This window comes from Rhizobium sp. SAFR-030 (assembly GCF_059415005.1).
Genome location: NZ_JBPFDO010000002.1, coordinates 632,474 through 654,991, shown reverse-complemented (window position 1 = coordinate 654,991; position 22,518 = coordinate 632,474). Strand labels below are relative to the sequence as shown.

Annotated in this window: 21 protein-coding genes; 11 read left to right on the top strand and 10 right to left on the bottom strand. The window is 64.4% G+C overall.

The annotated features are described in order from the left end of the window. Positions 1 to 32: 32 nt before the first annotated feature. Positions 33 to 1,043 carry a LacI family DNA-binding transcriptional regulator gene (locus tag ACR65N_RS08680; RefSeq protein ID WP_440456644.1) on the top strand — a complete coding sequence of 337 codons (1,011 nt, stop codon included), beginning with the start codon at positions 33 to 35 and terminating at the stop codon, positions 1,041 to 1,043. A gap of 11 nt (positions 1,044 to 1,054) precedes the next feature. Here ACR65N_RS08680 and ACR65N_RS08675 read toward each other — a convergent pair whose 3' ends face one another. Continuing rightward, positions 1,055 to 1,684 (bottom strand): TetR/AcrR family transcriptional regulator, encoded by a 630-nt coding sequence (locus tag ACR65N_RS08675; protein WP_440456799.1) that lies wholly within the window; start codon positions 1,682 to 1,684, stop codon positions 1,055 to 1,057. Positions 1,685 to 1,827: 143 nt separating this feature from the next. Between ACR65N_RS08675 and ACR65N_RS08670 the strand changes: the two genes are divergently transcribed. Then, positions 1,828 to 2,589 (top strand): SDR family NAD(P)-dependent oxidoreductase, encoded by a 762-nt coding sequence (locus ACR65N_RS08670; protein WP_440456643.1) that lies wholly within the window; start codon positions 1,828 to 1,830, stop codon positions 2,587 to 2,589. Positions 2,590 to 2,719: 130 nt separating this feature from the next. On the opposite strand, the gene ACR65N_RS08665 is transcribed toward ACR65N_RS08670, so the two are convergent. The 3 genes from ACR65N_RS08665 to ACR65N_RS08655 all read right to left on the bottom strand — a co-directional run bounded on the left by ACR65N_RS08665 (position 2,720) and on the right by ACR65N_RS08655 (position 5,902). Further along, on the bottom strand, positions 2,720 to 3,835 hold the full coding sequence (locus ACR65N_RS08665; protein WP_440456642.1) for a D-TA family PLP-dependent enzyme: 1,116 nt from the start codon (positions 3,833 to 3,835) through the stop codon (positions 2,720 to 2,722). A gap of 1 nt (position 3,836) precedes the next feature. Then, positions 3,837 to 5,306: a M81 family metallopeptidase gene (locus tag ACR65N_RS08660; RefSeq protein ID WP_440456641.1), complete on the bottom strand. Its 1,470-nt coding sequence runs from the start codon at positions 5,304 to 5,306 to the stop codon at positions 3,837 to 3,839. Between the two features lie 110 nt (positions 5,307 to 5,416). Then, positions 5,417 to 5,902: a hypothetical protein gene (locus tag ACR65N_RS08655; RefSeq protein WP_440456640.1), complete on the bottom strand. Its 486-nt coding sequence runs from the start codon at positions 5,900 to 5,902 to the stop codon at positions 5,417 to 5,419. Positions 5,903 to 6,014: 112 nt separating this feature from the next. On the opposite strand from ACR65N_RS08655, the gene ACR65N_RS08650 reads away from it, so the two are divergent. From ACR65N_RS08650 to ACR65N_RS08620, 7 genes are read left to right on the top strand one after another with little or no spacing between them, the layout of a single operon-like run. Continuing rightward, complete coding sequence (locus ACR65N_RS08650) at positions 6,015 to 6,401, top strand: RidA family protein (RefSeq protein ID WP_430307128.1); 387 nt, start codon at positions 6,015 to 6,017, stop codon at positions 6,399 to 6,401. A 22-nt stretch (positions 6,402 to 6,423) separates the two neighbouring features. Next, positions 6,424 to 7,287: a MurR/RpiR family transcriptional regulator gene (locus ACR65N_RS08645; protein WP_440456639.1), complete on the top strand. Its 864-nt coding sequence runs from the start codon at positions 6,424 to 6,426 to the stop codon at positions 7,285 to 7,287. Between the two features lie 3 nt (positions 7,288 to 7,290). After that, on the top strand, positions 7,291 to 8,067 hold the full coding sequence (locus tag ACR65N_RS08640; protein WP_440456638.1) for an SDR family oxidoreductase: 777 nt from the start codon (positions 7,291 to 7,293) through the stop codon (positions 8,065 to 8,067). A 35-nt stretch (positions 8,068 to 8,102) separates the two neighbouring features. Next, the gene (locus tag ACR65N_RS08635; RefSeq protein WP_440456637.1) at positions 8,103 to 10,028 is read left to right on the top strand and encodes a beta-N-acetylhexosaminidase; all 1,926 of its coding nucleotides are present in this window, start codon (positions 8,103 to 8,105) and stop codon (positions 10,026 to 10,028) included. Positions 10,029 to 10,053: 25 nt separating this feature from the next. Beyond that, positions 10,054 to 11,502, top strand: a complete 1,449-nt coding sequence (locus ACR65N_RS08630; protein ID WP_440456636.1) for a M81 family metallopeptidase — start codon at positions 10,054 to 10,056, stop codon at positions 11,500 to 11,502. Between the two features lie 40 nt (positions 11,503 to 11,542). After that, complete coding sequence (locus ACR65N_RS08625; protein ID WP_440456635.1) at positions 11,543 to 12,751, top strand: MFS transporter; 1,209 nt, start codon at positions 11,543 to 11,545, stop codon at positions 12,749 to 12,751. Between the two features lie 38 nt (positions 12,752 to 12,789). Then, a complete protein-coding gene (locus tag ACR65N_RS08620) occupies positions 12,790 to 13,554 on the top strand; it encodes a copper homeostasis protein CutC (RefSeq protein ID WP_440456634.1) in 765 nt (254 codons plus the stop codon). A 15-nt stretch (positions 13,555 to 13,569) separates the two neighbouring features. On the opposite strand, the gene ACR65N_RS08615 is transcribed toward ACR65N_RS08620, so the two are convergent. Then, the gene (locus ACR65N_RS08615; protein ID WP_440456633.1) at positions 13,570 to 14,034 is read right to left on the bottom strand and encodes an Lrp/AsnC family transcriptional regulator; all 465 of its coding nucleotides are present in this window, start codon (positions 14,032 to 14,034) and stop codon (positions 13,570 to 13,572) included. 135 nt (positions 14,035 to 14,169) lie between these two features. Between ACR65N_RS08615 and alr the strand changes: the two genes are divergently transcribed. Continuing rightward, positions 14,170 to 15,288, top strand: a complete 1,119-nt coding sequence (gene alr / locus ACR65N_RS08610) for an alanine racemase (RefSeq protein ID WP_440456632.1) — start codon at positions 14,170 to 14,172, stop codon at positions 15,286 to 15,288. Between the two features lie 27 nt (positions 15,289 to 15,315). Continuing rightward, positions 15,316 to 16,566, top strand: a complete 1,251-nt coding sequence (locus tag ACR65N_RS08605) for a D-amino acid dehydrogenase (protein WP_440456631.1) — start codon at positions 15,316 to 15,318, stop codon at positions 16,564 to 16,566. Positions 16,567 to 16,646: 80 nt separating this feature from the next. Here the strand turns inward: ACR65N_RS08605 and ACR65N_RS08600 are convergent, their stop codons facing one another. The 5 genes from ACR65N_RS08600 to ACR65N_RS08580 form a co-directional block, all read right to left on the bottom strand. Further along, on the bottom strand, positions 16,647 to 17,048 hold the full coding sequence (locus ACR65N_RS08600) for a host attachment family protein (protein ID WP_430307118.1): 402 nt from the start codon (positions 17,046 to 17,048) through the stop codon (positions 16,647 to 16,649). A gap of 194 nt (positions 17,049 to 17,242) precedes the next feature. Then, on the bottom strand, positions 17,243 to 18,694 hold the full coding sequence (locus ACR65N_RS08595) for a sensor domain-containing diguanylate cyclase (RefSeq protein WP_440456630.1): 1,452 nt from the start codon (positions 18,692 to 18,694) through the stop codon (positions 17,243 to 17,245). Positions 18,695 to 18,838: 144 nt separating this feature from the next. Continuing rightward, positions 18,839 to 19,996: a glycosyltransferase family protein gene (locus ACR65N_RS08590; protein WP_440456629.1), complete on the bottom strand. Its 1,158-nt coding sequence runs from the start codon at positions 19,994 to 19,996 to the stop codon at positions 18,839 to 18,841. 6 nt (positions 19,997 to 20,002) lie between these two features. After that, positions 20,003 to 21,253 carry a glycosyltransferase family 4 protein gene (locus ACR65N_RS08585; protein ID WP_440456628.1) on the bottom strand — a complete coding sequence of 417 codons (1,251 nt, stop codon included), beginning with the start codon at positions 21,251 to 21,253 and terminating at the stop codon, positions 20,003 to 20,005. Between the two features lie 5 nt (positions 21,254 to 21,258). After that, the gene (locus ACR65N_RS08580; protein ID WP_430307114.1) at positions 21,259 to 22,467 is read right to left on the bottom strand and encodes a glycosyltransferase family protein; all 1,209 of its coding nucleotides are present in this window, start codon (positions 22,465 to 22,467) and stop codon (positions 21,259 to 21,261) included. Positions 22,468 to 22,518 lie beyond the last annotated feature (51 nt).

Below are 22,518 nucleotides of genomic sequence, written 5' to 3'. Positions count from 1 at the left end.
AGCGTTATGTGAAATGTTTTTGAGGGAAGGCTATGAGCCGGGTCACCCTGCAGGATATCGCCACAGCGACAGGTCTTTCGAAATTCGCGGTCTCCCGCTCGCTTGCCGGCAAGGATGGTGTCAGCGATGCAACGCGCAAGAAGGTCGAAGCCTCGGCGATCGCGCTCGGCTACCGGCGGGAAAAACCGCCGGAAGAGCGCCGCGACATAACCGTCGTCTTCCACGACCAGGTGGATAGCGTCAGCTATGAGCTGCGCACCATGCTGCAGGATGGCATGCAGCGTGAAGCCCAGCGTCTTGGTCAGCCGGTCCGGCTTCAGTGGACCCATGATGCAAACCGGGTCCAGGCGATGGCCCGCGACAGCGCGGGCCTCATTCTCGTCGGCCCGCACGAGCGGAAAACGCTCGATCTGGTGAAGGCCGCTGGCATCCCGGTGGTGCGCCTGGGCTGGGTTGCCCCTCTCGAGCAGGCGGATCATGTCGGCGGAACGGATCACGAAGCGGGAATGGCGGTCGGCGAATACCTGACGGCGCTCGGCCATCGCCAGATCGCGTTCCTGCAGGGCGAGAGCGGGTACCGCGGCCGGATGGAGCGGTATTTCGGCCTGCGGGAATACCTGGAGCCGCACCCCGACGCCGAGCTCCACGACCTGCGCTTCGACGAAAGCGGCGGCTTCATCCCGGCACTGCGCGCCCTGCATGCAGAGGGCATTGCGCCGACGGCGCTGTTCTGCGCCCATGATGGGCTGGCGTTGACAGCCGTCTCTGAACTGCTGGGACACGGGTACCGGATCCCGCAGGACATGTCGGTTGTCGGGTTTGGCGACTTTTCGGCCGCGACGCAGATCTCTCCGCAGTTGACCACCATCAAGGTTCAGGGCCTGGAGATGGGGGCGGCGGCACTCCGGCTCGTTCTCGAGCGTATCGAAGGTGAGGGGCTTCCTGCTCCGGCAAGGCGCATTCTTATCGCATCGACGTTTATCGAGCGTCGTTCGTCCGGCCCGGCGCCGAAGCGCGCCCGACGGCTTGACGAAAAGACCTGAGCGCGCGCCGGTTAGGCGTCGCAGCTCAGGCTGACTTGCGGAGCCGTTCCCGTATGGCCGCCGGCGGGCCAGGAGGCAAGCGCCTGCTCGGCCACGCCCTGCAGCGTCTCCCGGCTGAAGCCCGCCTTCGCCTGCACCGCCATGCCATGGAGGACGGCGAGCAGATACGCCGCCAGCGATTCGGGCCGTGCCGTCTCCGGCAGATCGCCCTCCGCCTTTGCCCGTTCAAACCGTTCCCGCAGTTGCGCCTCCCCGGCCGCCCGGGCCTCGATCAGCGCCTGACGCACCGGTTCCGCCTCGTCGGATCCCGCCAGGACACCATTGATGCCAAGGCAGCCGGTGTGTTCCGGATATCGGGTATTGAGGTCGATGGCGCTGTAAAGGATATGCACCGCCACGTCGCGCGCAGTGGGCAGTTCCAGCGCAGCCGGCAGATAATCCAGATATCGCTCGTAGTATCGGACAAGCACCTTGCGGAACAGCGCTTCCTTGTTGCCGAAGGCGGAATAGAGAGCGGGTCGCTCGACGCCTGCGGCAGCGGTCAGGTCGGCGTAGGACGCGCCTTCGTAGCCCTTGCGCCAGAAGACGCAAAGAGCCGCATCGAGGACTTTATCCACGTCGAATTCGCGATGGCGCCCCATCATCCTGCCCTGCAGAGTTTCATAACGCTCATTATTAAACGGCTTGACGGGCACTGTCAAATTTCATACCGATCGTTATAGTAACATCCGTTACGTTAATTCCAACGCGTCGAGCAAGCGCGCGAACACCGAGGGACAAATTCATGACAGCCATCTTCAAGGGAAAAGCAGTGCTGGTGACCGGCGGCTCGCGCGGGCTAGGTGCTGCGATCGCCGAAGCCTTCGCGGATCGGGGTGCGGACGTTGCGATCAGCTACGCGGCCTCGGCGGACAAAGCCCGGGCGATTGTCGAGAAACTGAAAGCAAAAGGCGCGAGAGCCATCGCCGTTCAGAGCGACCAGTCGGATCTCTCGTCGGCGACCCCGCTGATCGATCGCGTGATGGCGGAATTCGGCAGGCTCGATATTCTCGTCAACAATGCGGGCATCGCCATTCAGGGCAAGCGCGTCGACGATCCGACGCTTGATGGCGAGGATTACAATCGTCAATGGCAGGTCAACGTCCTCGGTTCGATCGCCAACACGCGGGCGGCGGCGCCGAAGCTGACCGACGGTGGACGGATCATCTTCATCGGCTCGGGGCTCGGCTCCTACGTGCCTTTCCCGTGCGTCGCCGATTACGCCGGAACCAAGTGGGCGCTTGTCGGCTACGCCAAGGGCATTGCCCGCGACCTGGGACCCCGCAACATTACCGTCAACGTGGTGCAACCGGGCATCATGCCGACGGACATGGCCGCAGAGGTCGCCGGCGAACTGCCGAACCTCGACGCGATCCTCGACCTGCATCCGATCCGTCGTATCGCGACGCTTGAGGAGGTCGCGGCAACCGTCTGCTTCGTCGCCGGTCCCGATGCCGGCTACATCAACGGCGAGACCATCAATGTTGCCGGTGGCCTCGGCATCTGACACTCACGAACGATAACATGCGTGGGAGGGCGGGATGGCCAGGGCCGCCCCGCCCTCAACGCTGACGTCGGGTGATCGCAGATCGAGACATCCATCGTGAAACCGCACGGCCAGTTGCCCGGACGCGGAGCTACCAGACCCGTCCGCGCGCCTCGATCCGCTCGACCCGGGTCACGACGCCGTTACGGTGGAAGGTCATGGCGTCGAACAGGTTGGTGACGACGCAGGTGTGGTTCGGAACGATGCGCAGCTTGTCGCCGATCTGCGGCCGGTCACCTGCCACCTTCGACAGGTCGACGACGGCATGCTCCTCGGAGAGCCCCGTGATCACCGCATCGGGATACTCGACCACATGGCCGTAGTCGCTGAGGCCGAGCAGGTCCGAGCTCAGAGCCTTGGACCCGGCATCGAGCACGGCGCGGTCGGGCGTCGGGCGCGAGACGACGGTCGCCAGAATATGCATGGCGCAGTCGTCGAGGGTGCAATGCCCGGCGCGCGCCATGGCCCGGTCGTTGTAGACATATGTGCCGGCCCGGTGTTCCGTGGCCGACGGTACGAGATGGCCGGAGAACAGGCTGGGCGTGCCACCGTTGGAAACGATGGGGCAGGCAATGCCGGTTTCGGCAAGCATGGCGATGGTGGCCGCGAGGAACGCTTCCGTCGCCTCCTCCGAACGCGCTTTCGGATAGGTCACCAGCCCGCCGAACACGAGACCGGCACTGGCTGCGATCCGCCGGGCGAGATCAGCCGCTGCGTCCGGTGTCTGGACGCCGCAGCGACCGGCGCCGGTGTCGCATTCGACCAGCACAGTAAGCGGCTTTTCGCCGGCGAAGCGGGCGGAGAGGCCGTCGACGGTCGCAAAGCTGTCTGCGACGACCTTGAGGCCGGAGATAGTAGCGTTCAGCGCCACCAGCCGCTCCAGCTTTTCGGGCCCGACGATGTTGAAGGTGATAAGGATATCGTCGAAGCCCTCGGCGGCAAACACTTCCGCCTCAGTGATCTTCTGGCAGTTGATGCCGCGCGCGCCGGCCTCCACCTGCTGACGGGCGACGGCCGGCAGCTTGTGCGTCTTGATGTGCGGCCTGAAGTTCAGGTGATGCGCGTCCATGTAGGATTGGACGCGGGCGATGTTTGCCGCAAGTCGATCCTCGTCGATCAGCGGCAGCGGCGTCGAGAGTGACAAGATGTCGTCTCCGGGCCGGGCAATCGGCAGGTCGCTCGGGAACGATCGCTGTCCGGTATCCATGTCAGGCGGCCTCCGTGCCGTGCGGATCGGCCATGATCGGCCAGATGTCGCGGCGCACCCGCCGATAGGGGTTGGTCGCCGGGTTGTTGGGATAGGGCGAACCGGCGGAGCAGTAAAGGATCTCGGCGGCGATCTTCGAAAACGCCGCATAGAAATGGTTGGTCGACTTGATGACCAGGATGCGCTTTTGCGTCGGGTCGATGCCGAGCGCGGTGAATAGCGATGGATCATAGCTCTGCACGCGCACCGAACTCAGCACGATGTCGATGCCGGCAAGATGAATGTGCGCAGCGTCGCCGAACGGCGCGATGCTGTCGCCGAAGCGCATCTCGGCCGAAGGCTGGACCTTCACCACCTTCACCAGCCCATCGACCGGATTGCCGGTGCCGGGCGCCGATTTGGCGCCGAAGCGCAGCGGGATCTCGGCCCCCTCGCCGGCTGCCATGCAGATCTGCACGGCAATCGGATCCCAGATCATGCCGATCGCCACATCCGTCGCACCCTGCGCCAGCAGCTCCTCCAGAACAACCGTCGCGTCGCCGGCCGTGCCGCCGCCGGGATTGTCCCACATGTCGGCAATCACCACCGGCCCGGACGTTGCGGCGAGCGCCAGGCGAACCGCCTGCTTCTCGTCCATCCACGGCATCATGAAGGTGCCGCGCTTGGCAAAGAGCTCCATGCCGAGCGCGCGGGCAAGCGCCTGGCCCTTTTCCGGCCTGGCGTCGGTGATGGCGATGGTCTTCGTGCCGAGTTCCGGCACGTCGCCGGCCATGAAACCATGGATCACCGACAGCGACAACACGTCCGGGTCGCTTGCCTCGATCTCGATCAGTTTGTCGACGAACGATCGCATCGGCTCGCGCGACGTCGGAAACACATCGATCATCCGGCAGTCGAAGACCGACATGGCCGGCTTTACCCGGCCTTCCAGCGTGTCCACGGCGATCTTCCAGAGGTCCTCGGCGCGATCGACGAAGTCGGTGTGCGGAAATTCCTTGAAGACGACGAAGAAGTCCACAGCTGCAACGCGTTTCTCGGTGAGGTGGCTGTGCGGGTCAAGCTCGGCGCAGAGCAGGATGTCCGGCCCGATGATGCCGCGGATGCGGGTGAGGAAATCACCCTCCGGATCAATGTAGCCATCGGCGACCATGGCGCCGTGAAGGCCGAGCACGACGGCATCGACCGGCATGGCGGCCTGTAACTGGCCGAGGATCTCGTCGCGCAGGTCCTCGTAGGTCTTGCGGTTGATGAGGCCGGCGGGATCGGCCCAGGCGGCGGTGCCCTCGATCAGCGTCCAGCCCTTATCCCGACAGACCTTGCGGCCGACGGTAATCGGCGCCGTGCAGAGTGTCGGCGTCTCGGGATGCTGGCCGGGCCGTGCGTAGAGGGATTCCTCAAACGCCCGGCGGTCGACGCAGATCGGCGAGAAGGTGTTGGTTTCGGTGGCGAGGGCGGCGGTGAAGATGCGCACGGAGAGCGGCTTTCTGTGGGACGAAGTGTGGTCGGAACGCCGGCTTGGATTGGGGCTGGCCGTGCCGGGTCCGGCGTCGAGAGGCACTGTCGAACCCCTCGTCCGTCGGCTTACCCCATCGGGTTGGGCAGGTAGCCGGTGAAGCCGGAGATCTTCCAGCGGTCTTCGTGCAGTCGGCAATAGTAGAGCGTCTGCCAGGCCATGACGTCGAGCGTGCCGTCGGCCTTCTTGATGCCGCCGTCGAATTTCTTGCGCACCAGCGCCGTCTCGCCTTCGATCTCGATCTCTTCCAGCGTGGTGGTCGTGAAGATCGCGGCGCGCGGATCCTCGCCATAGGTCTGGCCGGCGAAATCCTCCGCCTGTCGCAGCCATTCGGCCCGGTAGGCGGCGAGATTTGGGAAGGCAAGGCTCCATTTGTCCGGGTTGGCGTCGCGGTTGCCGGAGATGCCGATGAATCCGTCCTCGACGAAATCGGCGGCGACCATCGACCAGTCGGCAGACAGAAAAGCGTCGATGTCGCGCGGCACGAGCATCTCCCAGATGGACCGGCGTGCGCTGTCGCTATCGGGGAACGGATTTTGAAAAGGATCACGCATCGAGGGCCACCTGTCTAAATTCTTTTCATCCAGCCTGAAAAACTCTGGTCAAAATTCACTCGATATGGTCCAGTGTCAACGAACAAAGAAAATAATTTGCAAGAGAGGCGGAATGTCGATCAAGCGTTACGGAGCCGAAAAGGCCGGTGCCGGTGGCCAGCGACTGCCCTTCGCCCGCGCCGTGGAAGCCGATGGATGGCTGCATGTCTCTGGCCAGGTGGCCATGGAAGACGGCGAGATCATCAATGGCGGGATCGTTGAGCAGACCCACAAGACGATCGCCAATGTCATCGCCATTCTGGAAGAGGCCGGCTACGGGCTGGAGCACGTGGTGCGCTGCGGCGTCTGGCTGGACGATCCGCGCGATTTTTGGACGTTCAACAAGATCTACCAGGGCTATTTCGGCGAGCACCCGCCGGCGCGTGCCTGCGTGCAGGCGTCGATGATGGTCGATTGCAAGGTGGAAATAGACTGCATCGCCTACAAGCCGAAAAGCTGATCCGGGCTTTTTGGGAGGGCGCATGGATATTTTCGAGAAGATCCAGGAAGACCGGAGCCAGTTCTCGCCCTCCGAGCAGCGCATCGCCGACATCCTGCTCGATCAGTTCGATTTCGCCGTCAACGCGTCGATCATCGAACTTGCCGAACGCGCCGAAGTCTCGCCGCCGACCGTCACCCGCTTCTGCCGCCGCCTTGGCTGCCAGAGCTTTTCGGATTTCAAGGTGAGGCTGGCGAAGACTGCCTTCGTCGGCGTGCGCTATCTCAATCCGGAAGCCAAGAGCACGGCACCCGTCGACGTGGCGGAAGACGTCATCACCAAGGCGCAGAACGCGCTGTTCATGATCCACCGGACGCTGGACCCTGCCGTGCTGGACAAGGTCGCGGACCGGCTGTCGCGGGGCGACATGATCTATGCTTTCGGCTCCGGCGGCAATTCCTCGATGATCGCCAGCGAGCTGCAGAACCGGCTTTTCCGGCTCGGTTCGCGCGTGACCGCCAGCAACGACCATAACATGCAGCTGATGCTGACGGCCGCCGCGCAGACCAACGACGTGATCGTCGGCTCGTCGTTTTCCGGCCGCAACGAGGATCTCGCTCGCTGCTTCGCACTGGCGCGCGAGAACGGCATCAGCACCATCGCGCTGACGCAGAGCGGCACCCCGGTGGCTGAGGCCGCCGAGTTGGTGATCGGCATCGACATCCCCGAGGGCGACAATATCTACCGCCCGACCTCGACGCGGTTCGCGTTTCTCGCGGTCATCGACATCGTCGCGAGCCTCGTCGCCTATCGCAACCGCAAGCTTTCCACCGTTACCCTTCGCCATATCAAGCAGCAGCTGGTCGAGCACCGAGACAGTGACGACCGGCAGGTTCTCGGAGACTAGAGCATGACCCGCTCCCTAGCCGTGGTGACAGGTGCTGCCGGCGATATCGGCCGGGCGATCGCCCGGCGCCTGGCGGAGGGCCACGATCGCGTGGCACTTCTGGATATCGACGCTGCAGCCGTCTCCGCCGCGATCGATCATCTCGGCGGTGGCGACCGCTTTCTGCCCGTGGTCTGCGACGTGACCGACGAGCAGAGCCTTGCCGCAATGGCGCGGGTGCTCGCTGAGGCCGGACAGGTCAAGACGCTGGTCAACAATGCCGGCGCAGCGCGCGCCGTCTCGCTGCACGATACCGATGCGTCGATTTGGCGGCAGGATCTGGCGCTCAATCTTGAGGCCGCCTTCCTTACCTTCCGGGCGCTGGAGGAACCGCTGAAGGAAAGCCGGGGCGCCCTCGTCAACATCGCCTCCGTCAACGGCATGGCCGTGTTCGGCCACCCGGCCTACAGCGCCGCCAAGGCCGGCCTGATCCACTTCACCAAGCTGGTCGCCGTCGAATACGGAAAATTTGGTATCCGCGCCAATGCCGTGGCGCCGGGCACCGTGCGCACGCAGGCCTGGGAGGCCCGCGCGGCGGCGAACCCGCAGGTGTTCGAAGAGGTCAAGCGCTGGTACGCGCTGCGCCGTATCGCCACCGCTGATGACGTTGCCAATGCGGTGCATTTCCTCGCCGGAGATCAGGCGGCCGCGATCACCGGCGTCTGCCTGCCAGTCGACTGCGGTCTCACCGCCGGACAGGCCGAACTCGCCCACACGTTTTCACAGTCCGATCACTATTGAATCATCGATCATAAAGAGCCGGAAGGGGAACCATCATGGCCAATGCAGAGTATCGTCTTGAGAATGCCTGGGAGCCGGTCGACGGAGACCCCTGCGGGCGCTTCGTCTTCACGCTGATCAATCTTTCAGACGCGTCGCTGTCCGGCTTCAAGCTGGCCTATACCTCGCTCACCCGAATCAAGGATTCCGAAGAGCCGCATTGCGAGAATGCCACCTTCCTGCGTCGCAATGCCAATTTCCACCAGTACCAGCCGCCGGCAGGCCTGACGCTGCAGCCCGGCGACAGTTGGCGCTTTACCGTGGCGCCGCTCTGGCGGCCGGCCCGCCATCGCACCGACGGGGCGAAATCCGCCTACCTGACGCTTTCCGATGGACGCCATGTCCCGGTTGCCGTGGACGACACGCTGTTGTCGGGCCGGCCTGCCGAACCGGCGCCCGTGCTGATGCCCGCGGGCGAGGCGAAGCAGCCTTTCTCGCTGCTGCCCTGGCCTGCCGATGCGGCACTTGAAGCCGGCGACATTGTACCCGTGGCGCTTTACCCGCTGGAAGGTGCAAGCGTCGAGGACCGACGGGCGATGCAGGTGGTCGGCGGCCTCTACCGCCGGCTGTTCGAGATCGGCCAGCAGCCGTTTGCGCTGGCAACCGTGCACGAGGGCCAGGCGATCCGGTTCGCCAACGACACCGGGCTCGGCGCCGAAGCCTACCGGCTGGAGTTTGCCGAGGAGATCACGCTCACCTCTGGTGGTCCGGCCGGTCGCCAGTATGCTCTGACGGCGCTGGCGCAGCTTCTGCACGGGGCGCGCACCCAGCCCGGCACGTTCAAGTTTCCAGCATCCGGCACAATCAGCGACCAGCCGCGCTACGGCTGGCGGGGGTGCCATCTCGATGTCTCGCGGCAGTTTTATCCGACGGCCGACGTCATCCGCCTCATCGACATCATGGCGTGGATGCGGCTCAACATCTTCCACTGGCACCTGACCGACGACGAAGCCTGGCGGCTGGAGATCAAGGCCTATCCGCAGCTGACGACAACTGGGGTACTCCGCGGACCGGACGAGCCGATGCTTCCGCAACTCGGCAATGGCGCCGAGCCTGTCGGCGGCTTCTACAGCCAGGACGACGTGAGGGCGATCGTCGCCCATGCCGGCGCGCTGCATGTCGAGGTGGTGCCGGAAATCGACATTCCCGGCCACAGCACGGCGACGCTTGCGGCGCTCCCGGACCTGACCGACGGCCAGGAAGCACCAGACAGCTACCGTTCGGTGCAGGGTTTCCCCAACAATGCGCTGAACCCGGCGATCGAGGAGACCTACACCTTCCTCGGCAAGGTTTTCGACGAGATGGTTGAGCTGTTTCCCTCCAAGCTCCTCCATATCGGCGGCGACGAGGTGGCGGCCAATACCTGGATGGCCTCGCCGCTTGCCCGCAAGCTGATGGAGGACGAAGGCCTCGATGGCACTTTCGGCCTGCAGAGCCATTTCATGAAGCGCATTCAGAAGATGCTGGCCGAGCGCGGCCGTCAGGTCGCCGGCTGGGATGAGGTTAGCCATGGCGGTGGCGTCGATCCTGAGGGCACGCTGCTGATGGCCTGGCAGAAGCCGGAGGTCGGCGTCGAGCTGGCAAAGCTCGGTTACGACGTGGTGATGACGCCCGGCCAGGCCTACTATCTCGACATGGTGCAGGACGAGGCTTTCCAGGAGCCGGGTGCCAGCTGGGCCGGCACCGTGCCGCCGAAGCACACCTACACCTATGAGGCGGTCGGAGAGTTTCCCGAGGAGCTGAAGTCGCGCATGCGCGGCGTACAGGCCTGCATCTGGTCGGAGCATTTCCTCAACCGCGACTATTTCAACCATCTGGTCTTCCCGAGGCTCGGCGCGATTGCCGAGGCCGCCTGGACGCCGAAGGACAACAAGGACTGGCTGCGTTTTGCTGCCATCGCTCCGCTGATGCCAAAGCTTTGACCATTCGACGCTCCAGGAGATTTTCATGACGTTTCGCATTGCCGTCGGCGGCATCCATACCGAATGCTCGACCTCCTCACCTGTGCTGATGCAGCCGGAGGATTTCCGCGTCCTGCGCGGCGCTGATCTCCTTGGCGCCGAGTATTTCAACTTCCTCGATGCCGATGGCGTCGAGCACCTGCCGCTCCTGCATGCCAGGGCGGTGCCGGGCGGCCCGCTGGCACGCCACACCTACGAGGCTTTCAAGGCCGAGTTTCTCGACCTGCTGCGGGCCAGCCTGCCGCTCGACGGCCTCTATCTCGCGATGCACGGGGCGATGAATGTTGAGGGCATGGATGACGCCGAAGGCGACTGGATCTCGGCGGCCCGCGAAGTCGTCGGCCCGGACCTGCCGATCGCAGCAAGCTACGACCTACATGGCAATGTGACCCAGAGGATCGTCGACCAGCTCGACATCTTCGCCGCGTACCGGACCGCGCCGCATATCGACGTGCGCGACACGATGATCCGCGCCTGGTCGATGCTGCTGAAGACGATCAGGACCGGCGAGAGGCCGGGTGTTGCCTGGGCGCCGGTGCCCGTGCTGCTGCCGGGTGAGCGGACCTCCACCGAAGACGCACCGGCTGACGGGCTCTACGCGAAACTGCCGGAGCACGACAAGGTGGCCGGTGTCTGGGACGCCAACCTGATGGTTGGCTATGTCTGGGCGGACGAGCCGCGCGGCACGGCCTGCGCCGTGGTGACCGCGACCGACAAGACGGCTGCGAAACAGGCGGCCGAAGCAATCGCCATGTCCTACTGGAACGCACGGGAAGCCTTCCGTTTCGGCCCGGTGACCGCGCCGCTCGCCGAAGTTCTGGACATCGCCGAAAAGGCCGAAACCCGGCCAATCATCCTGGCCGATTCCGGTGACAACCCAACCGGCGGCGGCGTCGGTGATCGTGCCGATGTGCTGAAGGCTCTGATCGAGCGCCAATTCGACGGCGCGGTGATCGGCGGCATCACCGACAGGCCCGCGGTCGAGGCCTGCTTTGCCGCCGGTGTCGGCTCCGCACTGACGCTGAAGATCGGCGGATCTCTGGATCCGAACAGCCCTTCGGTGGAAACACAAGCCCAGGTTCTGAGCCTTGACGACCCGGGCAATGCGGCCGAACGGCAGGCGGTGGTCAAGATCGGCGGCATCACGCTGATCCTTGCGGCCCGTCGCAGGCCGTATCACAACATCGCTGACTTTACCCGCCACGGCATCGACCCCGCGTCTGTCCGACTGCTGGTGGTCAAATCCGGCTACCTCTCCCCGGAGCTCAGCCCGCTTGCCAGTCCCAGCCTGATGGCGCTGACCGACGGCGTCATCAACCAGGATATCGAGCGCCTGTCGAACAACCGCCGCAGGCAGCCGAGCTACCCGTTCCAGAAGGATTTCGAGTACCAGGCGGACGCGAAGCTCTCGAGCCGTTGGGCGGACAGGGCATGATGCTTGACGCATTGCGCCGCTCGGTCGGGCGGAGCCTCAGATGAGTGTCAGCCTGCGCAATACGCTGAAGGATCCGGCGCTGCGCGCAAGCGCGCTCGCCATCTTCTTCTTCGGCACGACTGGTGCGGCAACGTCGCCGTACCAGTCTATCATCGGCATCCAGGAGCTTGGCCTCAGTGACAGCGGCTACGCAGTCCTGATGTTTTCGGCCGCCGCCATCAACGTCACGGCGAGCGTGCTGATGGGCATTCTCGCTGACCGGATGGGCGACTACCGGACATCGATCCTCTATATCAGCCTGTTCGGCGTGGCGGGCTTCGGTCTCGTCTACCTGGCCGCCAGCGTGCCCGCCTTCGTCGCCTCGAAGCTGATCCTGCTGCCGATCTACGGGGCGCTGAACTCGCTGATCTTCGCCTATATCCGGGCAAGCTCGACGGGCCAGACGGCCGCACGACTGATCGCCATCAACTCGACGATGCGCGCCACCCTGTCACTATCCTGGGTGCTGATGCCGGGGATCGTCGGCGTCATGCTGGCAGGCGCCTCCTCGATACTGCCGGCCTATCTGGTGGCGACGATCGCGGCGATTGCCTGCTTCCTGCTGGCGGCCTTCCAGTTTCCGAAGCCGCAGGTCCAGCCTGAGCGGCGGACCGAGGAGCGCTACCGGTTTCTCGCATCGCTCCGCGAGGTCTTCGAGACGCGCGTGATGCTGCGGATCCTGGCCATCGCGCTGATCTGCTCGATGCTGCACATCAACGATGCCATCCTACCACTGATCGTCACCGGCCAGGCGGGCGGCACGGTGGGCGATGTCGGCATCATCATCGGTATCGTCGCACTGCTGGAGATCATCTTCATCATCGTCTGGGGACGCGCCGAGCGCTGGCTGACCGCGGTGCGGGCGCTGGCCATCGGAGCCGGTCTCTACGCGCTCTATCTGCTGCTCCAGGGGTTTGTCAGCACCACCTGGCACGTCTACGCCCAGACCATCCTCAGCGGCATCGCGGCAGCCGCCATTATCAGCCTGCCGATCACCTATCTGCAGGACCTGATTGCCGACCGGCCTGGTCTCGGAAGCTCGCTGATCGCCGTCAACATCTTCCTCAGCGCCGGCCTCAGCGCCGTCATCTTCGCCGTCGGCACGGCCATCGGCAGCTATGGCCTTGTGGCGATCCTCGGAGCGTTGGTCGGCAGCGCCGGCATCGCGCTGCTTCTGGTGCTGGACGGCACCCGGCGAAGAACCGTATGAGAACAGCAGCGGGAAGGTCAGCGGGAGGCTGTCACAGCATGCACAACGATCCGATCCTCGAAATCTGCGTCGACAACGCCGAAGGGCTGTTTTCGGCCATCGAAGGCGGCGGCGACCGCATCGAGCTCTGTTCGGCGCTATCGGTCGGCGGCCTGACCCCGTCGCGCGGCTTCATGACGCTTGCTGGGCGCCAACCGATTCCGGTGTTCGCCATGATCCGGCCGCGCGCCGGAAGCTTCGTCTTCTCGCCCGAGGAGGTGGAGATCATGAAGGCGGACATCGACGCTGCCCGGGCCGCCGGGCTTGCCGGCGTAGTGATCGGCGCCAGCCTTGCCGACGGCAGACTGGACATGGCGACACTCGCGACGCTCTGCCGTCATGCCGACGGGCTGGACCGCACGCTCCACCGCGCTTTCGATGTGACGCCTGACAAGGCGGAGGCTCTGGAACAGGCGGTCGAACTTGGCTTTTCCCGTATCCTGACTTCCGGCGGAAAACCCACCGCGCTCGAAGGCGTGGAGACGCTGGCCGGGCTCTTCGAGCAGGCGGGCACCCGGATCGCGATCATGCCGGGCTCCGGCGTTCGCCCGGCAACCGCGCCTGCCCTTCTCGCGCGGCTTGCCGTTGTGGAACTGCATGCCTCCTGCTCGGCACGATTCGTCGAACACGACCAGCAGCTGGTCGACCTGAGTTTTGCCGCACGCGAGATGCTGCGCACCGATGCCTCGGCCGTCCGGCAGTTGAAGGCCATCCTCTGCAGCGCGGTTGCCGACCGGGCCGGGCGTCGCACCGGGCGTGCCTGAAGACGGGTCTTGCCGCTAGCCCCGGCGGCCGCGCGCCAACAATGCGTTGCGGATCGAGAAGCTGGAGTGGATCCGCGTGACGCCCGGCAGCTTCGACAGGATGTCCGTGTGGATCGCCTCGAATTCCTTCGGGCTTTCCACCTCGACCCGCAGGAAATAGTCCCAGTCTCCGGTCATCAGATAGCACTCGCGGATTTCCGGATGCTTGCGTACCGCATCTTCGAAGCGATTGAGCGAATCCTCCGTCTGCCGGTCCAGTGTGATGTTGATCATCACCGCCAGCGTGCTTCCCTCTTCGCCCGAGCCGACCAGCGCCGTATAGCCGCGGATGATGCCGCTCTGTTCCATCATGCGGATCCGCCTGAGACAGGCGGACGGCGAAAGGCCGACGATCTCGGCCATCTTGGCGCTGCTCATGCGGGCATCCAACCGCAGCAGTCTGATGATGTTGCGGTCTATGGCATCGATCGTCGGGCTCATGCTCGCTTCATGCGTCCTTGCGCTGAGATTTCGAGCGATATGAGCATGAACGCGCGATAGCGGCAATATCTGCTCGGAACGCGCACGATCTTCACGCTACACTTTTGTCAGGATTGAGCTTGTGAGGTCTCGCCCATGGACATTCTGTCGAACCCGGACTGCGAGACCACCGGCCCGCCGGGCGTCCTGACAATCGATCTTGCCGCTCTGCGCCGCAACTATCGGCATATCGCCGAGATGGTGGCGCCGGCAAGGACCGCAGCGGTGGTCAAGGCCGACGCCTATGGTCTCGGTGCCCGCACGATCGCCCCCGTTCTCTATGGCGAAGGATGCCGGGATTTCTTCGTAGCGCAGTACGACGAGGCGACCTCGCTGCGGCCGAGCCTTCCCCAAGATGCGACGCTCTACGTCCTGAACGGCCTGCAGCCCGGCGTCGAGGCGGACTGCGCCGCACGCGACATCGTGCCGGTGCTGAATTCCCTGGAGCAGATCGGCCGCTGGCGCTCGGTTGCACAGCTTGCGTCGCGTCGCCTGCCCGCCCTCCTGCAGTTCGATACCGGCATGTCGCGTCTGGGCATGGCGGCCGAGGAGGCGGAAGCGCTGGCCACCGATCCGGCACTGCTGAGCGGCATCGACGTGCGCGCCATCATGAGCCATCTCGCCTGCGCCGACGATGCCGAGGATCCGCATAACGCGGCCCAGGAACAGAGCATGCTGCGGTTCGAGGACATGTTTCCCGGTGTCCCGGTGTCGTTTGCCAATTCGGGCGGCGCGTTCCTTGGGCCGAACTACCGCGGTGCTCTCGTGCGTCCCGGCATCGCGCTCTACGGCGCGCGGCCAACGGACCTGCCGGTGCGGCCTATGGAACGGGTCGTGACCATAGAGGCGGCTGTCGTGCAGACGCGCATCGTGCCGGCCGGTACAGCGGTCGGTTATGCCGCGACCCATGTGACCGAAGGCGAGCGCCGGCTGGCGACGCTGGCGCTCGGTTATGCCGATGGCGTGCTGCGGTCGCTCAGCAATCGCGGCGCCTTCTACTTCGACGGCGTCCGGCTGCCGATCCTCGGTCGCGTGTCGATGGACAGCACGATCATCGATATCTCCGACCTGCCGGCCGGCACCCTGAAGCTCGGCAGCCTTGTCGAGTGGATCGGTCCGCAGCAGTCGATCGAAGACGTCGCGGAAGACGCCGGCACCATTCCCTACGAGATCCTCACCAGCATCGGCCATCGCACCTTGCGCCGCTACCGCTGAGCCAACCACCAGTCACGGGACACTACGATGAAGATCACCATTCTTGGAGCCGGCGTCATCGGCGTGACCTCCGCCTACTACCTGGCGAAAGCCGGCCATGAGGTCACCGTCCTCGACCGGCAGCCGGGCCCGGCTCTGGAGACCTCGTTTGCCAATGCCGGCGAGGTGTCGTTCGGCTACTGCTCGCCCTGGGCGGCGCCGGGCATTCCCCAGAAGGCGCTGAAGTGGCTGTTCATGGAACACGCGCCGCTGATCCTGCGGCCGAAGCTCGACGCGGCCATGCTGTCGTGGATGCTGAAGATGCTCTCCAACTGCACCTCCGAGCGCTACGCGATCAACAAGAGCCGCATGCTGCGGCTAGCCGATTACAGCCGTCTGGCGCTGGCCGAAGTGCGAATGGAGACCAACATTGATTACGATCAGCGCATGCAGGGAACGCTGCAGCTGTTCCGGACACAGGCACAGCTCGACGCATCGGCCAAGGACGTCAAGGCGCTGGCGGCAGACGGCATTCCCTATGAGGTGCTGGATCCGGATGGCTGCATCCGCGTCGAGCCGGCGCTCGCCCATGTCCGCGACAAGATGGTCGGCGGACTGCTGACGCCGAAGGACGAAACCGGCGACTGCTTCAAGTTCACCAATGCCCTGGCCGACAAAGCGACCAGCATGGGCGTGACATTCCGCTGGGGCGTGCAGATCAAGGCGCTGAACGTTGAGGCCGGAGAGGTCAAGGGCGTCATGACGGATACTGGGCTGGTCGCCTCGGACGCCGTGGTCGTGGCGCTCGGCAGCTACTCGCCGCTGCTCGTCAAGCCACACGGCATCGACCTGCCGGTCTATCCGGTGAAGGGCTATTCGTTGACCATTCCGATCGTCGATGCGGCGCGGGCGCCGGAATCGACGGTCATGGACGAGACCTACAAGATCGCCATCACCCGGCTCGGCGATCGCATCCGCGTCGGCGGGATGGCGGAAATCTCCGGCTACACGAACGACCTCGGACAGGCTCGCCGCCGGACGCTGGAGCATTCGGTGACCGACCTGTTCCCGGGCGGCGACGTCTCCAAGGCAAATTTCTGGTCCGGGCTGCGGCCGATGACGCCGGACGGCACGCCGGTCATCGGTGCGACGAAAGTGCGCAACCTGTTCCTCAATACCGGTCATGGAACGCTCGGCTGGACGATGAGCTGCGGCTCGGCCAAGGTGCTCGCCGATATTGTCGGCGGCCGACAGGCCGATATCGAGACCAAGGACCTGGCGGTCGCGCGCTATCGGTAGGAAGAACAACGGGGCCGCGGAAAGCCACCGTAAAGTGGTGGAGCCTCTGACGCCGCTGCGGCAGAGGCTCCGTCAGAACGCTAGTTTGCCAGCGCCTTCTCGATATCCTGAAGGGAATGTCCTGTCAGATCCTTGTCGATCTCGCCGATGAGGATCTCGGACAGCGACTTGTGATAGTGCTTCCGCAGTTCACCGAGCGTGCGCGGCGCTGCAATGATCACCAGGTTCTTGATGTGACCGTCGAGGACCTGCTTGTTGAGGAGCTCGGCGATACCGCCGCTGAAGCCGTCTTCGTCCTGCTGGCTGTCACCCGGATTGGCGGCGCTGCTGGAATGGCGTGCGCCCGAAGTAATCTTGGATGCATCCACGTCCGGGGTCGCGAGCGCCTTCAGCTTGACGTTGGCGCCATCGCCTTCGTTCTGAAACAGGCTGATCTTTTCGCCGTCGGCAACGGCGATCACGGTGTTCTTGGGAAGGTGCAAGTTCATCTCCAACATTTGGCCCGCATGCGCAGGCAAAGGGCCGAACCGGTGGTCCAGCCCCTCATCAGCGCGCCAGTCGACGTTAGGTTCCGGAAGGCGCGAGACGACAACCGCGCCCGTCGACGGATCCAGGTCGAGAACCACTCGTGGTGTGATGTGATGATTCCGGCACCGCCGCAGACGAATGTCGGTCGTCAGGCATTGCTGCGCAGGAGTTCCGGCCGAACGCGCTGCTGCGCCCGCTTGTGCTCGTACATCAGCGCATCGGCACGCCGGACGACGGTTTCGATCTTCTCGCCGTCCTCGCTCGTTGCAAGGCCTATGGAAATGGACAGCGGAGCGTTCGAGTAGAACTGGTTGTTGATCTTCAGCAGTTCCATGATCGTGTCGGCCATGGCGGCTGCCGCCTGCCGGTCAGCCCCCGGCATCAGCACGGCGAACTCGTCGCCGCCGATGCGGGCTGCATGGTTCGGCCGCGATACGGCACCGTTCAGCACTTCGCCGATCCGGCGCAGCAGCGCATCGCCGGCATCATGGCCCAAGTGATCGTTGGTTTCCTTCAGCCGGTTGAGGTCGATGACCATCGCCGAAACCGGACGCAGCGACTTGCGTTCCAGGCGGTTCAGTTCGTCCATGTAGAAGGCGCGGTTGTGGAGCTTGGTCAGGACGTCGTGCTTGCCGAGATATTCGAGATAAGCCTCTGCCTTCTTGCGCGCCGTGATGTCGGTCAGCGCCACCTGCACCAGCGACCAGTCGTCCTCGTGGCCGGGAAGGACGGAGAACTGCAGCAGCACGTGGCGCGCCGACCCATCAAGGGCATAGTTCACGACTTCGCGCTGGTGGAAAAGGTTGTTGTTCCACAGGTCGATCAGCTGCTCCTTGAAATGCTTCTCCATCTCGTCGCGGAAAATCTCGCCCTGACGGTGAAGCAGCGTGCGGCGATCTTCGGCGCAGAACAGATCGAGCGTCGCGCGGTTGACGTCGATGACCCGTATCTCGCTCATGCACTGGCGCACGAATTCCGGATGCACGTCGGTAAAGACGCGGAAGTCGACGATGCCGCGATCGCGCAGTTCGTCCAGCAGGGCCTTGATGCTGCTGAAATCCTCGACCCATAGCGAGACCGGCGAATGCTCGAAGATGCCCTCGGCATATTGCCGGTTCTGGTGCTCGGCCCGCCGAGCCTGCTCGCGCTCGGTGACGTCCTCGGTGGTCAGCAGCACCCGGTCGAGGGTTGCCTCGTGACCCGGCATGACCGAACCACGCAGCTGGATATCCAGCCTTTGCCCGGTCAGGGTGTAGTTGACGCCGCTGCCGACGAACTGCGTCTCGCCGTCGAACAGCGCGGAAAGCTCGTTTATGTGGCTTTCCAGCATTTCGTCGCGGAACACGCGGCCAATATTGTCGACGAGCTGCTGGCGGCTCGACGCACCAAAAAGCTCAAGCGTTCTGGCGTTGACGTCGATGATGCGGATCTTGCCGGCGCACAGCGCCACCCGCGACAGATCTTCCCTCAGGAACGAGCGGATGTCGGAGACACCTGCCCGACGCCACGCGTCGAATTGTGCCTTCACCTGCGAAAAATCTTCCATCCACATGGCGATCGGCGCCAGATCGAAAACACCGGAACGGTCGAATGCAGACATGGGAAGTTATCTCAAGATTGTCGGAAGGAATCGCTGACCTTCCTTAGCGGTCGAATCACTTAAATGAACTTAAACACGACCGCAAAAATACGACGATGACTTTTAAGTGTACTTTAGTAATGCGAAATATTCGTGAATTGCGCGTCAGCGGCCTGATGTCGACCGGCTGTCGATGAGGTCCTGAAGGAGCCGCGCCGTCTGTTGTGCGCCGTCTAGGGCAACGGCGACCGTCGGTCGCGCGATGCCGGATCGAGCCGCAACGATGGCGCGCGCCAGCCGGTCGCTGTCGAGCGCGTGTTCGGGAACCACCTGCGCGAAGCCCAGCGCGGCAAGCTTTTGCGCCCGCACGGTCTGCTCCGTTTCACCTCCGGAGGCGAAGGGCACCAGCACTGCCGCGCACTTGGCCCGCAGCAGATCGCAGACCGTGTTGTATCCAGCCTGTGACACCGACACCTCGGCATTCATCAGCAGGCTCGGGAAGTCGGGACGGAAGCGCACGAGCGTGACGGTGTCCGGTGCCATCGCTTCGAGGCGGACGAAATCGTCTCCGGGAAGGTTGGGGCCGGCAATCAGGCACCAGCTTCGGCCGTCTGCAAGGATGCGGGCAGCGCCGAGACTTGCTTCCAGAAGCTCGGCACCGACGGCGCCACCGCCGGCGGAAACCACCACGTCGAAGCGGTCGGCGGATGGTACGGGCGGCTCGGGCGCCACCAGCCCCGTGTAATGAACCTTGGCCGAGATCTGCCCCGCAAACGGAAACGTGTCGTCCAGGCGCACAAAGTTCGGATCGCCGTGGACCAGCACGCCATCGAAATGACGGCCCACCAGGTCGGCGGTCTCCTCGTCGCGTCCGGGCTTGCGGTTCTCCTGCAGGATGTCGCGCACCGAGCTGAATAGCAGCGGGCGCGGATCGGCAGCCTCGATCGCGTCGAGCAGCGGGAGGAGTTCGAACCGCATCTGTCGGCGGCCGAAAGGAAAGGCCTCTATGATCACCGCATGCGGCCGGGTGGTCTCGAAGACCTCGAGCAGCGCCCGTGTCCGCTGTTCGCGGTACGCGTCATCGACGGGTGCGCCGGTGCCGTCCGCAAGGCCCGAGAAGTTGCTGTTCGAGGCGAGGATCGTCGGCAGTGCGACATGCCTGATCCCTGGGGCCGGGAAACCGGCGACGGCCGAGCCGCCGGTGACCATGGTCACCTCCATGCCCGCCGCGTAGATCGCCTGTGCGACGCGGCTTGCCCGCACCAGGTGACCGATACCCAGCAGATGCTGCACGTAGAAGAGAATGCGACGGGGCGTGGTCATCTGGCTTTACGCGCCTTTCCCGGCCCAGCTGGCGGCAAACAGCCGCTCTAGGTCGCGGATGCTGTTGCGGTAATCGAAGTCGCTGCGCACCTTCCGTTCTGCACTCCCGGCAAGCCGGTGGCGCAGGTCAGGATCGCGGATCATCCGCTCGAGGGCCAGCGCCAACGGGTCGGGCGCGTCGGGGGCAACAAGCAGGCTGTTCTCCTCGTTCTCGAACAGTTCGGTGATGCCCGACACCGTCGTCGACACCACCGGCAGGCCCTGGCTCGCGGCCTCGACCATGACGTTCGGCAACCCGTCCCGGTCACCGTCGGCGGTAATCCGACAGGCGAGTGCAAAAAGGTCGCTGTCGCGGTAATGCGCCAGCACGTCCTTCTGATCGAGGGCACCCTTCCAGGTAATCCGTCCTTCAAGACCCAGTTCCGTCGCCAGCGGCTTCAGCACCTTCAGCTCGTCGCCGCCGCCGATATGGACAAGCTGCCATTGAAGGTCGGCGGGGAGCTTTGCCAGCGCCCGTAGCAGCACGTCATAGCCCTTCTTCTTTACCGCCCGGCCGACGCTGAGCAGACGGACCGGATCCGCCGCATCGCTGCCGTCGCGGCGGCTGCGCGTACCTTCGAACGGCGGGAAGCGCGTGAGGTCCAGGCCGTGATAGCTGAGATTGACGTTGTTGCGGCCGCGGGACAGCAGCGTCAGGTGGTCGTAGCCGACGCGGGTGCAGGTCACCGCCCAGTCCGCATGCTGCAGCTTCTCTTCCAGCTCCCAGTCGGGCGAGGTCCAGATGTCCTTGGCATGCGCGGAGACCGTCCACGGCACGCCGCCGATGATGCTGGCATAGCGGGCGACGGACGCGGGCGTATGGATGAAGTGCACGTGCAGCCATTCGGCCGCCTGCGGCCATTCGGCGATGAGGACTGCCGCCTGGCCGAACCGGCGGACCCGGTTGCGCGACACGTCGCGGCGCAGGTCGTTTCTGAAGGCGGCTAAGGCGCGTGCAAAGCCCGGCAGCCGGCGGACCTTCCAGAGCGCCTTCAGGACGCGCAGCGGTTCCTGGTGCAGATACTCGGGCAGGTACCAGACCCTGGCGCGGATCTCGTCATGCACCGGGTGCCGTTTGCGGTCGGTCGGACGGCGCATCGCCACCAGCTCGAGTTCGAAGCCCGCCCGCTCGAGGCCGAGAAGCTCCTGGGCGATGAAGGTCTCCGACAGCCGGGGATAGCCCTTCAGGAGGACGAGGATCTTCTTCTTTCGGTGCACGGCCGTCAGCCCTGCGCGAGGGACAGGTGATGCTCGCCCTTGCGGTTGAACCAGTCGGCGACGATGCGCGAAATGTTCGGAAGTCCTTCAAGCTGCAGGTCGGGCGCACTGACGGACGGCGCCTCGCGACGCAGCACGTCCTTGATGGCAGCGGCAAAACGCAGGCTGTCGGTGGATTCCTCCGGCGACAGCATGTCGACGAGACCGAGTTCGGCAGCCCGGGTGGCGCGGATCAGCTGTTCCTCGCGCGGCTGTGTGCGCGGCACGATCAGCGCCGGCTTGTCGAAGGAGAGGATCTCGCAATAGGTGTTGTAGCCGCCCATCGCGACAACCGCCTTGGCGCCGGCGATGCGATCTTCCATGCGATTGTCGAATTCGATGATCTCGATGTGCGGGTGTCCGACACAGGCCTCGTGGAAATGGTTGCGCTGTTCGCCAGACATGTACGGACCGAGCACGATGACCGCCTTGTGGGTGAGCGTCGGATCTGCCGCGTAGGCGGCGATTACGTCGCGCACGAGGTCGGCACCGTCGCCGCCGCCGCCGGTCGTCACCAGCAGGTAGTCCTCGCGTCCCGGCTGCGACGTCGACGGCTCCAGCGATGCCTTGCGCTGCAGGAAGCCGACGAAATTCATCTTCGAGCGGACGCAGGGCGGCACGTCGATGCCGGTCAGCGGATCATAGAATTCCGGCGGCCCATAGACCCAGACGTCGTCGTAGAGATTGCCGATCTTGCGCAGCACGTCGTTGCGCTTCCACTCCGCCTCCAGGAGATGCGGCGCATCCATCACGTCGCGCAGGCCAAGAACCAGCGTCGTGCCCTTGGTCTTCAGGTAGACGAGCGTGTCTTCCACTTCGCCGCGTAGCCCGAGCGGCTCCTTGTCGATGATGAAGACGTCCGGCTCGAAGGTTTCGGCGGTGTGCCGGATGATCGACTGGCGCATCTTCATCGTCTCGTGGAGATCGATATGACGGTCCATCGACGTGTATTCGCCGTTGCGCAGTTTGATGACGCTCGGAATCTTGACGAAATCGACCCGCGCCCGATAGTCGAAGGCACCGGCGATCGTCGCCCCGGAAATGATCAGCACGTTGAGGCCGCGGTAATCCTCGACCAGCGAATGGGCGATCGTGCGGCATCGCCTGAGATGCCCAAGCCCGAAGGTGTCGTGGCTGTACATCAGGATACGAGCGTTTCCCAGTCGTCTCGGCATGCTCAGTATTCTCCTTAGGATCCGAATGCCGGAAGACGCGACGCGCAATCC

Excerpts from the sequence above, each read along its gene's own strand:
- ACR65N_RS08680 (WP_440456644.1), top strand. The coding sequence starts at position 33 with ATGAGCCGGGTCACCCTGCAGGATATCGCCACAGCGACAGGTCTTTCG.
- ACR65N_RS08675 (WP_440456799.1), bottom strand. The coding sequence starts at position 1,684 with ATGGGGCGCCATCGCGAATTCGACGTGGATAAAGTCCTCGATGCGGCT.
- ACR65N_RS08670 (WP_440456643.1), top strand. The coding sequence starts at position 1,828 with ATGACAGCCATCTTCAAGGGAAAAGCAGTGCTGGTGACCGGCGGCTCG.
- ACR65N_RS08665 (WP_440456642.1), bottom strand. The coding sequence starts at position 3,835 with ATGGATACCGGACAGCGATCGTTCCCGAGCGACCTGCCGATTGCCCGG.
- ACR65N_RS08655 (WP_440456640.1), bottom strand. The coding sequence starts at position 5,902 with ATGCGTGATCCTTTTCAAAATCCGTTCCCCGATAGCGACAGCGCACGC.
- ACR65N_RS08650 (WP_430307128.1), top strand. The coding sequence starts at position 6,015 with ATGTCGATCAAGCGTTACGGAGCCGAAAAGGCCGGTGCCGGTGGCCAG.
- ACR65N_RS08645 (WP_440456639.1), top strand. The coding sequence starts at position 6,424 with ATGGATATTTTCGAGAAGATCCAGGAAGACCGGAGCCAGTTCTCGCCC.
- ACR65N_RS08640 (WP_440456638.1), top strand. The coding sequence starts at position 7,291 with ATGACCCGCTCCCTAGCCGTGGTGACAGGTGCTGCCGGCGATATCGGC.
- ACR65N_RS08635 (WP_440456637.1), top strand. The coding sequence starts at position 8,103 with ATGGCCAATGCAGAGTATCGTCTTGAGAATGCCTGGGAGCCGGTCGAC.
- ACR65N_RS08630 (WP_440456636.1), top strand. The coding sequence starts at position 10,054 with ATGACGTTTCGCATTGCCGTCGGCGGCATCCATACCGAATGCTCGACC.
- ACR65N_RS08625 (WP_440456635.1), top strand. The coding sequence starts at position 11,543 with ATGAGTGTCAGCCTGCGCAATACGCTGAAGGATCCGGCGCTGCGCGCA.
- ACR65N_RS08620 (WP_440456634.1), top strand. The coding sequence starts at position 12,790 with ATGCACAACGATCCGATCCTCGAAATCTGCGTCGACAACGCCGAAGGG.
- ACR65N_RS08615 (WP_440456633.1), bottom strand. The coding sequence starts at position 14,034 with ATGAGCCCGACGATCGATGCCATAGACCGCAACATCATCAGACTGCTG.
- alr (WP_440456632.1), top strand. The coding sequence starts at position 14,170 with ATGGACATTCTGTCGAACCCGGACTGCGAGACCACCGGCCCGCCGGGC.
- ACR65N_RS08605 (WP_440456631.1), top strand. The coding sequence starts at position 15,316 with ATGAAGATCACCATTCTTGGAGCCGGCGTCATCGGCGTGACCTCCGCC.
- ACR65N_RS08595 (WP_440456630.1), bottom strand. The coding sequence starts at position 18,694 with ATGTCTGCATTCGACCGTTCCGGTGTTTTCGATCTGGCGCCGATCGCC.
- ACR65N_RS08590 (WP_440456629.1), bottom strand. The coding sequence starts at position 19,996 with ATGACCACGCCCCGTCGCATTCTCTTCTACGTGCAGCATCTGCTGGGT.
- ACR65N_RS08580 (WP_430307114.1), bottom strand. The coding sequence starts at position 22,467 with ATGCCGAGACGACTGGGAAACGCTCGTATCCTGATGTACAGCCACGAC.